Consider the following 15722-nt stretch of genomic DNA (forward strand, 5'->3'; position numbering starts at 1 on the left):
TAATAAATCGCCACCTAAAATGTGTGTAATTGTTGCGATTGCCAAATTTCTATAACCGCCATGCCAGCCAGCCAGCCACCTCCGGCTGAGGGCCTAAACTTTTCTTTAACCCTTTGATTATGCCGCTCGCCCTACACTCGCGCTCTATCAAAGCCGCCGCCCTTGTCGGGAGCGGGCTGGCATCGTTCTCGCGTACACGGCGTTCCTCCGAGGCCACGATTTTAACGTTTCATGGTCTCAGTGAAAATACAGGAGGTCGGGACATCCTCGACTGGTCTCTGCATCTGGATGTCGATGCTTTCCGCAACATCTGCTCCATGCTGGCCAAAGAGTACCGCGTGATATCGCTGGCAGATCTCGTTGAAGCGCGCAGCCAGGGATCCGGACTGCCTGACAACTCAGTCGTCATCACTTTCGACGACGGGTATGCATCCAACTACGAACTGGCGTTCCCTATTTTGAAGGAGTTCGGGCTGCACGCCACCATCTTTGTCGCCACGGGCTTCCTTGATCGGGTGGAAATGTTTTGGTTTCAGCGGGTTGATCTCGCGCTCGGTCGAACGCAGAAGGAGCTGCTCGACTGGAGGATTAATGGTAAAAAACTGCGCCTCTATCTCGGCACATACGAGCTGCGTCAGCAGTCCCTCAGGCAGCTGCTTCCAGAACTCAAGGAACTGCCGGACGCAGATCTGTTGAGCGAGGTGGACCGTTTGGAGGAGGCGCTGGAGGTCAAAACGCCTGCATTTGACGATCTGCCCAACGCCATGCGTCCGATGACGTGGGAGATGGCATGTGAAATGTCCCTCAGTGGTCACGTGGACATCGGCGGTCATACGCACACGCACCCTATTCTGGCGCGTTGCGATATCATGGCAATGCGTGCGGAAATTGCCACCTGCCGTGATCGCATTCACGCCGAGCTCGGTGAGCTGCCCATTGCTTTTGCCTATCCCAACGGCGGGCCGGACGATTTTACCCGCGAAACACTCATGCTTGTGCGTGAAGCGGGGTTCAAAGCAGCCTGTACGACGATCAGCGGCCGCGTTCATGACACTGTCTCGATGCACCAGCTGCCACGCTACGGCTCGCCTGAATCCGTGCTGGAGGCGAAAGCCACGGTGTCTGGCGCGTTCGAAACACTCAAAGACTGGCGGCAGAGCTGCCTGAAAGCGATTTCGATGATATGAGGACGATCACGCTTGCCACGAGTAACACGCTGCAGCTGCCCATCCAGCAGCCGATGCGTGCCTTCGTGGCTGCGCAATCCATGCCTGCACCCGCACTCGACCGCCGCCCGGTGGTGCTGCACTTTGCCTACAGCATCGGCGGTGGTGGCGCGGAGGCGATGCTCATGAACCTGGCTGAATCGCTCGATCCGGCGCAGTTCCGAACCGTCGTTGTGGCCATCAATGCCAAGCCCTGGCCGCATCAGCTGAAGCGGCTGCAGGAGGCCGGGGTGAATGTGCATGACCTGGAGAGCACCACCTACCTCAATCCACGTACACTCGCGAGACTGCACGCTGTGCTGCGTGCGGAGCGTCCCGACATTGTGCAAACGTGGACACATCATGCCGATCTGGTGGGCGGCTGGGCTGCGCGGGTGGCTGGAGTGCGCCACATTGTCTGGAGCATCCATTGCCGCGAAATCCACCGCAACCCCGGTGACAGCGACTCCAAGATGGCGCTCTTCCGCCGTGCGCTGGCCTGCAGCTCGCGTTTTATTCCGCAGCGCATCATTTCCTGCTCCGCCACCGCCATCGAAGACCACGCCGCCATCGGCTATCCGCGCGCCAAAATGCGCTGGATTCCCAATGGCATCAGCGCTGAACGCTTTGTTCCAGACGCGGATGCCGGACTGGACACGCGTGCCGAACTGAAACTGCCGCCTACAGCACCAGTGATCGGATTCGTCGGGCGCTTTCATGAGATGAAGGATCTGGCGACCTTCCTGCGCGCAGCGGCCCTGCTCCAGACCCGGGTGCCGGAGGCACACTTTGTTTTTTGCGGTGGAGTCGAAGTCGAACTGGGCGAAGTGGAGCGTGAGCTGCTGGCCATGATGCCGCAGCGTCAGCAGGTGCGCTTTGACTCTTTCCGTGCCGACCCGTGGCGTTTGTATCCTGCGCTGAGTGTGTTCTCGCTTTCCTCACGCACCGAAGCATGTCCGATGACCATCATTGAGGCGATGTCCTGCGGTGTGCCGTGTGTCACCACGGATGTGGGTGACTGCGGGCGACTGCTTGAGGGTGTCGGACAGGTCGTGCCCATGCAGGATCATTCTGCCTTGGCGAGAGCCTGGGAACAGGCGCTGCAGCTTGGAGCCGCAGCGCGTGAGGAAATTGCCCTGAAATCGCGCCAGCGGGTGCTGGAGAAACTTACCATCGCCCATGCTGCACGGCAGTATGCGGAAACCTACGCAGAGCTCGTGGAGGTGAAGTCATGAAAGCACTTCTCCTGCTCCTGGCATTGACCACCTGCGCGGCTGCCCAGCCGGTGAAAGTGTCGTTTTGCGATGGCATGACCCGCATTTCCCGTGGCGGCGACGCGCCGACGGCAGCCACAAACATCTTGTGCGCAGCACGCGGAGAGTGGGAGCCGCTGCAGATCATCGTCACCGCCACGCCGGAGCAGCTTAAAACGATGCATGTGATCGCCACGGGGATCGCCAAGGATGATTCTGCCGCCCTGCTGCCAGCCCCGAAAGTGCTGCGTGAGCACTATGTGCGCGTCACCCAGTCCACGTCGATGGCACCGCTGCCGCCGGGCGATTATCCGGATGCACTGGTGCCGCTGGACATGCCTGCGCAGGAGCTCAGCGGGACGGAAGTGGTGAACCAGCCTTACTGGGTGGATGTCTTTGTGCCTTACACGGCTGCACCGGGGGCATATACCGGCGAAGTGAGGTTCGAGTTTGCCGATGGCATGAAAGCCATCGCCAGCTACACACTCAACGTGTGGGATTTTGACCTGCCCGTGGTGCCCAAGCTGCGCACTTCGATCATGACCACGGTGCGTCACGTCGCCCAGGTGCATGGACTGGAGTATCATGACAATGCACCTTCGCTGGCGCACGCGGGTCTGCTCAATGCCTATTACGACCTGCTCGCGGAGCATCGGCTCAGCGTGGATCAAATCTACGGCAGCTATCCTGACGCCAGCACCGGCAGGCTGGATGAAGACAAGGTGGAACGGGCGCTGAGAAAGCACCTGCTGCACCGCCATTGCAACAGCATCGGCCTGCCGATCTGGCCGCAGTGGCCGTTCAAAGATCCCTTGGGCGAAGATCGCGCTGCGGCGATGAGTTATGTCGCGCAATGGATGAAGCTGCTGGCCAAAATCCACTGTGAGTCACGCGGCTACGTCATCATGGGAGATCTCGATGAGCCGAACGACGAGGCCGCTTATGCCACCGTGCGCCGCTGGGGCGAGTTCTTCAACGAGGTGGAAAAAAAGCACGGCGTGCGTGTGCCACTGCACGTCACCGAGCAGCCGACGGCCGAAAAGGCCGCGTGGGGTTCACTGGCCGGTGCGGTGGACATCTGGGTGCCGCATTTCAGCGAAGTGTGGAAGGACATGGAATGGGCCGGAGGCAAGCATGACATCGCTCTGCGCCGTCAGGCAGGTGATGAAATCTGGGCGTATGCAGCGCTCGTGCAGATGCCAGTGGCGTGGGAACAGCAGCACGGGAGGCCCAAGCAGCTCACCAGCAGCTTTCCACCCGTGTGGGCGCTCGATTACCCGCCGATGGCGCATCGCATCGTCGGCTGGCTGTTCCCAAAGCATGGCATCACGGGCTTTGATTACTGGGACACCATCTTTGCCGCTGAAGGCGTGGATGTCTGGCAGGATGCCGGCACTTTCAAAACACCCGATGGTGCGACTTACAATGGCGACGGCTCCTACATTTACCCTGCCACGGAGAAACGTCAGGGCCGCAATGCCCCGGTGGCGTCCATGCGTCTGAAATGGCTGCGTGAGACGGTGGAAGACTACGATTACCTGATGCTGGCGCGTCATTTGGGCCTCGAAGAGGAGGCACGTCGTTTGACGAACGGTTTTGCGCGTGGTTTTGGCGACTGGGATGACAATTCCAGCGTACTGCTGAAGGCGCGCCAGCAATTGGGTGCGCTGATCGAATCCGCGCAGCAACACAAACAAACAGCCGCCGTGCCAGCAGGAGGTGCCAAGTGACTACAACCATGTTTCTTCACAAACTGCGCCGCGATTCGGCTCCATCAAGCCCAGAACCATGTCGTGGCGTGCTCACGCTCGAGATCGTACGCGACGAAGCGGGTTTCTATGCGCTGCAGCCTTTTTGGGACACACTGGTCGAGCAAATGGCCACGAGTTCGCCATTCGTTCGCTGGGACTGGATGAGCCTGTGGTGGGAAGAATGCCGTCAAGAGGCACGGCTGGTCGTTGGAGTGCTGCGGGATGCCGAAGGTATTCCGCAGGCCATTGCGCCGCTGATGCTCGCCTCTGAATCGGATGCGGTGCGCAAACATCTCGTGACCCTGACCTTTCTGGCCGGGTTTGGAGATGCGCATGGCGAGCGGCTGGACCTCATCGTGCCCGCCGGCCGTGAGGATGAACTGACGCCTCAGCTCTGCCGCGTGTTCAAGATCCTGCGGCCTGAATGCGACAATGTCCGGCTCAATCATCTTCTCGAAGAATCTCCCAACAGGCCCCATCTCCTCGCGGTGCTGGAGGAGGCTTTCAGCGATGCCGGAGTGCTGAACCGCCAGGTCACCCGTTTTATCAACCTGCCTGCGTCCTGGGAAGAATACGAGGCACGCCACAGCTCCAAATGGCGCAATTTACTGCGCCGTGGTCGCAAAGCGTTTACGGCAGAGCATGCTGGCATCGCCACGCAAGTCGGTGAGCGCATGACCATTGACGAAACGATGAAGGAATTTCGGGTGCTGCATGCCATGCAGTGGGCGGAGGGAATCAGCAGCTTCACCACGGAGGCTTCCTGGCGTTTTCACCAGCGCCTGGCGGCTCGCTGGCTGCCGCAGCAGCGCGCATGGATGCCCTTGCTCGAAGCCGACGGCAAACTGGTGGCCGCGCTGTACGGTTTCGTTGAGCGTGAGCAGTTTTTTCAGTATCAGTCGGGCTGGGATCGGTCCCTGGCGAAGATTTCCCCTGGAAAGCTGGTGATCCGCTGGGCTGTTGACTGCTGCATCCAGCACGGCCTGCAGGTGTATGACATGCTGCCCGGCGACTACGAATACAAACGTCAGTGGTGTGACGGCACACGCTGGCTGCTCGATCTCGAAGGTTTCAATCCAGCAAGCTGGCGCGCCACCGCCTTTTGTGCTCTGCGCACCGTGCGCCGCTGGCTGCCACGGTCCAATTCTTCAGTGGTGATCAGTCCCAACGATTCTCAGGAGGGGAATGAACCTGTTCTCCCTCCAGCTGCTTAATTCATTCATATGGCCATTTCCTACAGCATCCAGCCCTCGAACGCCGCCCCACCGGACGGCTTTGGAGCGATGCTTGCCCTCCCACCAGCGCGTGGACTGGTGCCAATGGCTCCATCCATGACCATGCCGGCGAACCCAGGCATGTCGCCGGTGTTTGACCCGCGTGCCTTCCTGCCGCCGATCAATCCGCAGGATTTTGAGGTGCAGTCGCTCATCAGTCTCGTGGATGTCATCGGCTACATCCGCAAGCGCTGGCTGCGGGCTGCCGTGCTGGGTCTCATGCTTGGGGCATTGACGTTTTACTACCTCGGCATGGGGGTGAAGATCTACGAGGCGGAGTCGCAGCTGCTGCTGCGCATTCAGGATGCCAGTCCGGTTGACATTGATGGAGCGGTCTCCCGCGGTCCTGGAGAACTGAGCGCTGTGCAGTTGATCAACAACCACCGTGCGGAGCTGCTGTCCCGGCGCTACCTGAGTTATTTGTTCGACCACTTTCCAGCGAAGGAGCGTGATGTGTTTCTGGAGCGTGAGGCACACTCGCTCAGCCGCAAGGACGAGCTGATGAAACTGCTGGGACTGTACAAGCCGGGCAAGCCGGGCGATCCACGTGAACGGTTCATCAATCTGATGATCAGCAATGCACGCGTGGAGCCGCTCAAGGAATCGCACGTGCTGCGGGTGCAGATTCGCGACCGTGATCCGCAGACCGCCGCCGATCTCGCCAATCACTACACGGAAGAGTACACCCGCTATGTGGCCGAGGAGGAAGGCCAGCTCAGCGCGAATGCCTCCACCTTCCTCGAAACCAAGTCTGCGGAGTTGCTGAAGCGCCTGCGTGAATCGGAGCAGAAGCTCGCGGAATACCGCAAAAGCCAGGGCATCATGGAAGACGTCGATTCCAAGGATGTTTCCAACGACAAGGTGCGCCAGCTTAACGTCGCGATCACGGAGGCTGACCTGAAGCTCACCAAGGCGAAAAGTGATCTCAATGATCTTGTGGCTGCCCAGAAGGCCGGGCGTGACCTGACCGAACTTCGGTTGTTTGCAGACAACCCGGATGTGAATTTCATCCGCAAGCAGCTTGATGCCAAGATCGCCGAACGTGCGCCTCTGGAGGCCACCTGCGGCCGCAAACACCCACGCATGATCGGTCTGACGAATGAAATCGAAGCGCTGCGCGGGTCGCTGGCTCGCGCGATCAGCTCTGTCGGTGGAATGATCCAGGCCGAGGTGGAGTCGCAGGAGCGCCAGCTGGCCGACTACCGCCGCCAGCTCGAAGAAGCACGCGGCGTGGCGCTGGACGTCAATGGCAAGAACGTGCAGCAGAGTCTGCTGCGTGATCAGGTGCGAATGGACCGCGATCTCTATGAGAAAATCGAGATGCGCCGCAGTCAGGCAGCACTCACGGGCCAGTTCCGTGACAGCGGTCTGCTGCGTGTGGCGGATGTGGCAACGGTGCCGGAAAAACCTGTGAAACCGAGCAAGCCCATCGCCGCCCTGGCTGCCGTGATACTGTTTGGTCTGACCTTGATCGGCCTGCCAGTGGGCTGGGGAATTTTTGACGATCATGTGAAGAAGCTTTTCAGCCCCAAAGTCGAAAAGCCAGTGATGCAGGATCAAACGCAGCACACCGCGTATGGCTATGGCTTTCCGGCTCAGCAGGCTCAGGCACCGCCGCGTGCTTCTCCCTTCACCATTGCCAGCCCTGCGACGCCGGCCTTGCCTGCTACGGAGCGTCCATCGCCTGTAATGAATCGTCCTGCAGCGCCTCCGCCTCCGCCGCAGCCGCCGCAATCGCGTCAGATGCCGGTGATCAAGCCTGCCAAGGGTGAAACCACCATTCTGGCCCGTCTCCCCTATGTGCAGAGATCCAGCCCGGAGGCCATGCTTTCGGAACTGCTGAAACCAGAACCCATCGGCGCTTCCAGTGCGCTCCATCAGCTCACCAGCACGCTCGAACAACAAGCCATGAACCGCAGCGGCACAGCCGGGGTGATTCTCATCACGAGTGCGGGCAACGGAGATGGCAAAACGCTGGTGGCCGCCGCGCTGGCCGCCGCCTTCTGCCACCAGGGCCGTCGTGTGTTCATGATGGAGTGCAATCCGTCCTCCCCCACGCTGCACCAGTGGTTCCCGCGGGCCGTGCAGGGTTACGGCGCCTATGCCAGCAGCCTGGAGGCCCTGCGCTACGGCCACAGCAATCTTTTCCTGCTGCCCGGCTGCGATCTGCCCGCACACGCCACCAACGAGCTGCTCGACGGCTACCGCAGCTGGATCGAACGTGCGAAGACGGAAGTGGACTGGATCATTCTCGATGCCTCCCCTCTGCTGAAGAGCTTTGCCAACGTGGCTCCGCTGGCCCCGCTGGCGACCGATGTGCTCATCGTCCACAACCCCTCCAAAACCACCCCCTCCCAGCTGCGCGCCGGTCTGGCGCTGCTGCAGCCGATGATGTCATCGAGCGCGCTGCGTGGCATGGTGGTGAACGGCGGCTAATGTGGGCTTTCAATGCGCGCCTGCCGCGCTTGAGCCCGAGGTCTTCGCGCACAGGAAGATGAGCGGGATCATGGCGAACAGCAAAAGGCCGGCGACGTGGAAACAGTCATTGTAGGCGAGGATGAAGGCCTGCTTGCGCAGGGTGGCATCCAGCAGATGCAGGGCGCGGTCCTGGGCACCGACGGCATCGATGCCCTGAGACATGAGATTTTGGGCGATCGCGGCCAGGCGGTCGCGGGTGAGGGGATTGTAGAGGCTGACGGCCTCGCCGAGGTGATGCGAATGGAAGTGCTCACGCTGCGTGAGAAGCGCGGAGAGCAGAGCGATGCCGACGGAGCCGCCGAGATTGCGCAGCATGTTGAAGAGGCCGGAGGCGCTGGAGGCATTCTGCGCCTCGATGCCGCCGGTGGTGATGAGAGAAAGCGGAACAATGATGAAAGTGAGGCCGACGGCACGGACGATCTGCGGCAGCACCAGCTGATCGTGCGCGGTGTCGGCGGTCATGCCGCTCATCAGCATAGCGCTGAGGCCGAACAGGCCGAGGCCGAGGGCAACAATGGCGCGCTTGTCGAACCACTTCATGAACAGGGGCATGAAGGGCATGATGATGAGCTGCGGCAGGCCCACCCACATCATGGTGGCACCGATCTCCATGGCGTTGTAGCCCTGAATCTGCGCCAGATAGACGGGCAGGAGGTACATGAAGCCATAGAGGCAGAGACCCAGCACCAGGTTCACCAGACTGCCGAGCAGGAAATTCCGGCGGGCAAAGAGACGGAGATTGACGACGGGCGCGGTCTTTTTTCGCAGGAGTTCAATGAGCACGAACACCGGCAGCGCAATGGCGGCGATGATGGCGAGCCAGGTGATGAACTCGGAGCCGAACCAGTCCTCGCGCGTGCCTTCTTCCAGAAAGACGGTGAGCGAGCCGAGACCGAGCGCCATGAATAGAATGCCGGTCCAGTCGCCTTTCTTCAGCATGGAGAGACGCATCGGCGTGTCATCAAGACCGTAGGCAATGGCGGACACGAGGATGATGCCCGGCACCAGATTGATGTAGAAGATCCATGGCCAGGAATAGTTTTCCGTGATCCAGCCGCCAACGGTGGGGCCGATGGCCGGGGCAAACATGGCGCTGAGGCCGAAGAGCGCGAAGCCGACAGGCTGTTTGGACGCTGGCAGTTTGAGCAGGACCATGGTGGATGCCATGGGGATGAGCGCACCACCGGTGAATCCCTGCAGAGCGCGGAAAACGATCATGCTGGAAAGATCCCAGGCAAAGCCGCAGCAGATGGAGAAGACCAGGAACAGCACGCTGTTCCAGATGAGGTAGCGCCGCATGCCGAAGACCTGGGCCAGCCAGCCGCAGAGGGGAATGACGACGATCTCCGGCACCAGGTAGGAGAGAGACACCCAGGAGCCTTCATCAAGCGTGGCCCCGATGCCGCCGGTGATGTTCTGCAGCGAGGAATTGGAAATCTGGATGTCGAGCACCGCCATGAAGGCTCCGAGCAGTGAGCCGAGCACGGCGATCCAGTTGCGAAGGCTTTCGCGGGAAGCGGGCACGGGTTCAGCCAGCGGAGCGGAGAGTGTGAGGCTGCGGGTCATGGCGGTGCGAGGTTGAAGGCTGCGGGCGAGGGCGATTGGCTCAAGGTTTCAAGCGCACGGTGGCGATGACCGAGAGGCCGGGAGAGAGCCTGCTGGCGAAGGCCTGGGAGTCGGATGCATCGAGCAGGATTTTCACCGGCAGGCGCTGGACGATTTTGGTGAAGTTGCCGGTGGCGTTGTCGGGGGGCAGCAGGGTGAACTTGGCGCCGGTGCCAGGAGAAAAACTGTCCACATGGCCGTGGAAACTTTGACCATGGATGGCGTCAATTTTCACCTCCACTGGCTGACCTGCGCGCATCTGGGCAAGCTGGTTCTCCTTGAAATTGGCGACGACCCAGTTGTTCTGGGACACCACGGCGAGCAGCGCCTGACCGGGCTGCACATGCTGGCCGGTCTGGATCGTGCGCTTGCCGACGCGTCCGGCATCCGGCGCACGCAGGATGGTGTAAGAGAGCTGCAACTGGGCATCATCCACGACCGTCTGCGCATGATCGCGTCCTGCTTTGGCGACGATCAGGTCCGCCTCTGCGGCGCGAACGCCGGCTGTTGCTGCCTCCTGGGAGGCGACTGCGGCGTTGTGGTTTGCCGTGGCGGAATCAAAGGCGGATTTGGTGCTGTCATACTCCTGTCTGGAAATGGCCTTGCCTTCGGGAACGAAGAGCTTTTCAGAACGCTCAAAGTCGAGGCGGGCCTTTTCAAGCTGTGCTGCCGCCACCGCCACCTTCGCAGCAGTCTCGCGAGTGGCGGCATGCGCCTTTGCCAGCGCTGCTTCCGCCTGAGGGATCTGTGCGGCCACTTGTTCCAGCGTGGTTTTGGCGAAGGCGAGCTTCATTTCGTAGTCGCGTGGGTCGAGCTTGGCGAGCGGCTGGCCTTTGGCGACGATCTGGTTGTCCTCCACCAAGACTTCGAGCACGTCGCCAATGATGCGGCTGCTGACGGGGTGCACATCCGCCTCGATGAAGGCGTCATCCGTTTCCTCAAACTTGACCGCGTAGGAGAGCCAGAAACTGAGTGCGGTGGCAGCAAGAGCCAGCGCAGGAATGCCGACGAGGAGAAGCCGGGTGCGGGTGCTCAGCGCCCTTCTTCGGGTGGCAGGCTGGGTGCGTGAGGGAGGATCATCGAATTCGATTTCCGGGGTGAGTGTTTTTGGGTCGAGTGCGAGGGTGCTCATGGCTTTCTCTGGTTTAGTTTCGACCCCATCATCCATGGCTGCGGGCCTGCCGGACATGACTTGTTTCCTTTGCGCGTTATAGCTAAAAGCTATAAGGTGTTGAATGGAATTGCGTCATTTGCGCTACTTCGTGGCCGTTGCGGAAGCCCTGAGCTTCAGCCGTGCGGCCACACGGCTGCGGCTGGCGCAGCCCTCGCTGAGCACGCAGATCCGCGATCTGGAAGAGGAGCTGGGGCTTGAGCTGCTGGAGCGAAACCGGAACCGCGTGGCATTGACGGATGCGGGTGCGGTGTTCCTGAAGGAGGCGCGTGCGGTTCTCGCACGGGCGGAAAAGGCCGTGGCGCGTGCGAAAGAGGCTGCGGCAGGCACCACTGGCGAACTCCGCGTCGGCTCCATGGGTTCGCTGACGATCAGTTTTCTGCCTGCGTGCCTCACCCGGCTGCATGCCGCTCTGCCGAAGGCGCGGATCAGTGTGACGGAGACGGGGCCTTCAGACCAGCTCACGCAAATCTTTGCCGGACGCATGCACATTGGCTTTGTGCCGGAGATCTTCGCGAAGCTCTCGGCGGGCAAACGACTGGCGGTGCGGAACATTCTCCGCAGTCCGCTGATTGTGCTGGTCTCAGAACATCACCCCCTGGCGAAGAGAGGTACGGTGCGGCTGCGGGATCTGGAGGATGAGACGTTTCTGCACATCCTCATGTATGGCAGCGATGCGCAGCGGGTCTGGACGCGGGAGATTTGCCGCAGCATCGGCTTCATGCCGCAGTTTGGCAGTGCGGCCTCAAATGCGGAGAACCTGGTCAGCATGGTCGCGGCTGGTGAAGGCGTCGCCTTGATTCCCAAGATCGCCGAACGCACGGGCACCCCCGGCTGCGCAGCGCTGCTGGTGAGCGACAAGGGGCTGCATTACAACCTCTGCGCCGTTTACGATGAGCATTTCCCTTCGGGCCTGCGTGACACGTTTCTGGGCATCGTGGAAGAAGAGGCCAAAAAGGTGGAGACTCAGGTGGCCGGGCGGTGAACGGAGCCTCTAGGGCGCGCTTTGCTGCTTTAAGGCGTCAATGAGCTCTGCGGGCTCGCTCACACTGAGCATGACACTGTAGCCTTCCGTGGTCGGAATGCGTGCCACGCGTGTCTTGTCCGTGACAAAGAGCAGCGCTTTCTCCCCATTGCGAAGTTTGAACCATCCGGCGGCGTAGCCTGGCAGCGCTGTGCCCATCGTGCGCCATTTCGGCTGGTGCTCTTTGTCGGTGCTCAGGTTGGTGACGACCGCCTCGTCGAGTTTGAGCGACTTGAGCGGGACCGTTCGACCATAGAGATCGCCTTGAAGTCGCAGGCCATCATTGGAAACCGTGAAACGCACATGCTGCATGGACCACGCCAGCCAGACCATCAGCAACAGGGCACCGACGAGGATGAGGCTGATGATGGCAAAGAACCACAGCGATTTACTCGCGGCAGGAATCATGGGGAAGACGGTGGTGGTGTCCATGCGGTGGATTGTGATCCTTCCGGTGAAACATGCCAGAAAACAAAAATCCGGCAGCCTTGCGGTCTGCCGGATGATTGTTGAGTTGTGGCGGGAGGGAACGAGCTTGGAGCTCGTTCTACGGCTTACGCATTGGCGCGCAGGATCTGGGCGAGCACATACGGCAGGATGCCGCCGGCGCGGTAGTAGTCGATTTCGACGGGGGTGTCGATGCGAACGACGACCGGGACGTCAAAGCTGCTGCCATCGGCCTTGTGGACGCGGAGGGTGGCTTCGCTCATGGGCTTGAAGTCGTTGCTCAGGCCCAGGAGGTCGAAGGTGGCATCGCTGAGGTCCTTGACCTTGTCGTAGTCGGCCTTGTCCTTGAAGTTGCAGGGCAGGACGCCCATGCCGACGAGGTTGCTGCGGTGAATACGCTCGAAGGACTTCGTGATGACGGCTTTGACGCCGAGCAGACGCGTTCCTTTGGCGGCCCAGTCGCGGCTGGAGCCCATGCCGTAGTCTTCACCGCCGAGGATGATGCTAGGCGTGCCAGCGGCCTTGTAGGCCTCAGCAGCGTCGTAGATGCTCATCTCGGTGCCAGCAGGCTGGAGGAGGGTGTCGCCACCTTCCTTGCCACCCAGCATGAGGTTCTTGATGCGCACGTTGGCGAAGGTGCCACGGGTCATGACGAGGTCATTGCCACGGCGGCTGCCGAAGCTGTTGAAATCAGCCTGCGTGACACCGTGTTCGAGCAGGAAGCGACCAGCGGGGCTGGCCTTCTTGATCGCACCCGCAGGGCTGATGTGGTCCGTGGTGACGGAGTCGCCGAAGATGCCGAGCGGGCGGGCGCCCTTGATCTCGGTGATGTCTCCGGGGGTCATGCTGAAGTCAGCGAAGAACGGCGGATGCTGGATGTAGGTGGACTTGCCGTCCCACTCGAAGACTTCGCCGATGCCGCCCTGGATCTCGTTCCACTTCGGATTCTGCGAAGCGAAGTCGGTGTAGAGCTTGCGGAAGACATCCGGGGAAAGAGCGGAGGCCATGGCATCGCGCACTTCTTTGAGCGTGGGCCAGATGTCCTTCAGATAGACGCCGCTGCCGGGAACGAGCTCGTCTTTGCTCAGATCGATATCAACCGTGCCGGCGATGGCGTAGGCGACCACAAGCGGGGGGCTCATGAGGAAGTTGGCCTTGATGCTCTGATGCACGCGGGCTTCGAAGTTGCGGTTGCCAGAGAGCACGCTGGCAGCAACGACATCCTGGCCTTTGACGACGTCTTCGATGCCTGCATCGAGCGGGCCGGAGTTGCCGATACAGGTGGTGCAGCCGTAGCCGACGGTCTGGAAGCCGAGCTTGTCGAGTTCGACCTGGAGGCCGGTTTTTGTGAGGTAATCGGTCACCACACGGGATCCTGGCCCGAGGCTGGTTTTGACGGCAGGCTTCACTGTGAGGCCCTTGGCGTTCGCCTTCTTCGCGAGGAGACCTGCGGCGAGCATGACGCTTGGATTGCTGGTGTTGGTGCAGCTCGTGATGGCGGCGATGAGCACGCTGCCGTCGGTGATGGTGTCTTTGATGCCACCTTTGGAATCAACGGTGACTTCGAAGCTAGTCTGGTCGGAGACCACATCCACACCTGCTGCTGCGCCGGTGACGTCGATGCCATCAGCTTTGGAGGCACCGAGGTGTTCGACGACCTGCGAGACGGGTGTTTTGCCAAAGCCGCCGGCTTTCACATCGGCCACGAGGAGCTCGTTGAACTTGGATTTCAATGCAGGCACTTCGATGCGGTCCTGCGGGCGTTTTGGGCCGGAAACGCAGGGGACCACGGTGCTGAGGTCCATCTCCATCTCGGTGGTGAACTCGATGCTGCCTTTCTCCGTGGGGATGCCCCACATGCCCTGGGCCTTGTAGTAATTGGTGACGGTGGTGCAGAGCTCTTCGCTGCGGCCGGTGCCGCGCAGGTAGGCGATGGTCTCTTCATCCACGCCGAAGAAGCCCATCGTGGCACCATATTCAGGAGCCATGTTGGCGATGGTGGCACGATCGGTGACAGGCAGGCTGACAGCACCGGGGCCGTAGAACTCGACGAATTTGCCGACGACACCGAGCTTGCGCAGCTTCTGGGTGACTTCGAGCACGAGGTCGGTGGCAGTGACGCCTTCTTTAAGCGCGCCTTTGAGGTAAACACCGACGACTTCCGGGACAAGGAAGGTCACCGGCTGGCCGAGCATGCCTGCTTCGGCTTCAATGCCACCCACACCCCAGCCAACGACGCCGAGGCCGTTGATCATGGTCGTGTGCGAATCGGTGCCGACGAGGGAATCGGGATAATACACACCGTCTTTTTCAAGCACGCCCTTGGCGAGGTATTCCAGATTCACCTGATGCACGATGCCGATGCCAGGAGGCACGACCTTGAAGGTGTCAAAGGCCTGCTCACCCCATTTGAGGAACTGGTAGCGCTCCTTGTTGCGCTCAAATTCCAGCGCGAGGTTCTGATTCAGCGCATTCTGCGTGCCGGCGAAGTCCACCTGCACGCTGTGATCGACCACGAGATCAACGGGCACGAGGGGCTCGACCATCTTCGGGTTCTTGCCGAGTTCTTTCACCTTCGAGCGCATGGCGGCCAGATCGACAAGAAGGGGCACGCCGGTGAAGTCCTGCAGCACGATGCGGGCGACGGTGAAGGGGATCTCATACTCACCCGGGTTCTTCGCGTTCCAGTTCGCGAGGTTTTTGACGTCGGCCTCGGTGACCTTCTTCCCATCCAGATTACGCAGCAGGGACTCCAGCACGATGCGGATGGACACTGGCAGACGAGAGACATTGCCTACACCGGCACTTTCAAGAGCGGGAAGAGAGTAAAATTTGCCGGGAGCGCCGGAGCCAGTGGTGAAGGTGAGTGGTGTGTTCATTGGAATGGGGTAGCAGCCAACGAAATAGCAAGAGTAGCACGAATGACACCACTTTTTTGTCCTCCACACATACGGGAGAAGGCACGTCAGATCCCAAAGCGCCTCAAAGCGGGGCATCTGTCATTGTCCCTATCGACCCTAAAGAGAGTGGGGCGGGAGGCGAACATCGCAATGCGGAGGCGCGTCTCAGTTATGAGGACAGTGCCCATAAGAGGGCGGTACCAACGATGTTTTATAGGCAAACAAGATGCACGATATTGGGCCCTGTTTTTGATGGCTCATTTGCACAAGCGAATGCCTGCCGAAACCGCGCTCAATCATGAATGAAATCGAGCGGAAAGAAGAAAATGTCTGATGCCCGCGCAGAAAGATGAAGTTTTGGGATCAACGCATGCACACTCTGACCAGCAGGCCTTAAAAAGTGATGCGTTCTCAGAGCTTAAAAATGGCGTGTTTACGTAGACAAATCGTCGTTTTTCAAGAGCCGCTTTTTGCAGACAATGAGAACACGAGATCCAAGGCATGAAATGGGGCGCGAATCGGCAGGAAAAGACGAATTGGATGCTTCGAACGAAACTTTTTTGCAAAAAACAGCACAATGTAGTTGCACGGTTCTGAAGCTGTTCTAAGATCCC

10 protein-coding genes are annotated in these 15722 nt (G+C 60.3%); 6 read left to right on the top strand and 4 right to left on the bottom strand.

The annotated features are described in order from the left end of the window. The first annotated feature begins 119 nt into the window (after positions 1–119). The 5 genes from AC24GY_RS21545 (at position 120) to AC24GY_RS21565 (ending at position 7919) form a co-directional block, all read left to right on the top strand. Positions 120–1187 (top strand): polysaccharide deacetylase family protein, encoded by a 1068-nt coding sequence (locus AC24GY_RS21545; RefSeq protein ID WP_422317975.1) that lies wholly within the window; start codon positions 120–122, stop codon positions 1185–1187. Continuing rightward, entirely contained in the window at positions 1184–2440 is a 1257-nt protein-coding gene (locus AC24GY_RS21550; protein ID WP_422317977.1) for a glycosyltransferase, read from the top strand. The genes AC24GY_RS21545 and AC24GY_RS21550 overlap by 4 nt, the downstream gene beginning before the upstream one ends. Beyond that, a complete protein-coding gene (locus AC24GY_RS21555; protein ID WP_487687073.1) occupies positions 2437–4188 on the top strand; it encodes a DUF4091 domain-containing protein in 1752 nt (583 codons plus the stop codon). Before AC24GY_RS21550 ends, AC24GY_RS21555 begins: the two co-directional genes overlap by 4 nt. A 68-nt stretch (positions 4189–4256) precedes the next feature. Next, the gene (locus tag AC24GY_RS21560; protein ID WP_487687075.1) at positions 4257–5423 is read left to right on the top strand and encodes a GNAT family N-acetyltransferase; all 1167 of its coding nucleotides are present in this window, start codon (positions 4257–4259) and stop codon (positions 5421–5423) included. Positions 5424–5432: 9 nt separating this feature from the next. Next, positions 5433–7919, top strand: coding sequence for an exopolysaccharide transport family protein (locus AC24GY_RS21565; RefSeq protein WP_487687077.1), 2487 nt, complete (start codon positions 5433–5435; stop codon positions 7917–7919). Positions 7920–7928: 9 nt separating this feature from the next. Here AC24GY_RS21565 and AC24GY_RS21570 read toward each other — a convergent pair whose 3' ends face one another. Both AC24GY_RS21570 and AC24GY_RS21575 read right to left on the bottom strand, forming a co-directional pair. Continuing rightward, complete coding sequence (locus AC24GY_RS21570; RefSeq protein ID WP_487687080.1) at positions 7929–9527, bottom strand: DHA2 family efflux MFS transporter permease subunit; 1599 nt, start codon at positions 9525–9527, stop codon at positions 7929–7931. Positions 9528–9567: 40 nt separating this feature from the next. After that, on the bottom strand, positions 9568–10698 hold the full coding sequence (locus AC24GY_RS21575; RefSeq protein ID WP_487687081.1) for an HlyD family secretion protein: 1131 nt from the start codon (positions 10696–10698) through the stop codon (positions 9568–9570). Between the two features lie 103 nt (positions 10699–10801). On the opposite strand from AC24GY_RS21575, the gene AC24GY_RS21580 reads away from it, so the two are divergent. Next, a complete protein-coding gene (locus AC24GY_RS21580; RefSeq protein ID WP_487687084.1) occupies positions 10802–11722 on the top strand; it encodes a LysR substrate-binding domain-containing protein in 921 nt (306 codons plus the stop codon). A 9-nt stretch (positions 11723–11731) separates the two neighbouring features. Here the strand turns inward: AC24GY_RS21580 and AC24GY_RS21585 are convergent, their stop codons facing one another. Beyond that, positions 11732–12193 (bottom strand): PH domain-containing protein, encoded by a 462-nt coding sequence (locus tag AC24GY_RS21585; protein ID WP_487687086.1) that lies wholly within the window; start codon positions 12191–12193, stop codon positions 11732–11734. Positions 12194–12315: 122 nt separating this feature from the next. After that, positions 12316–15087, bottom strand: coding sequence for an aconitate hydratase AcnA (gene acnA / locus AC24GY_RS21590; protein ID WP_487687089.1), 2772 nt, complete (start codon positions 15085–15087; stop codon positions 12316–12318). Positions 15088–15722 lie beyond the last annotated feature (635 nt).

Source organism: Prosthecobacter sp. Pr1 (assembly GCF_057652315.1).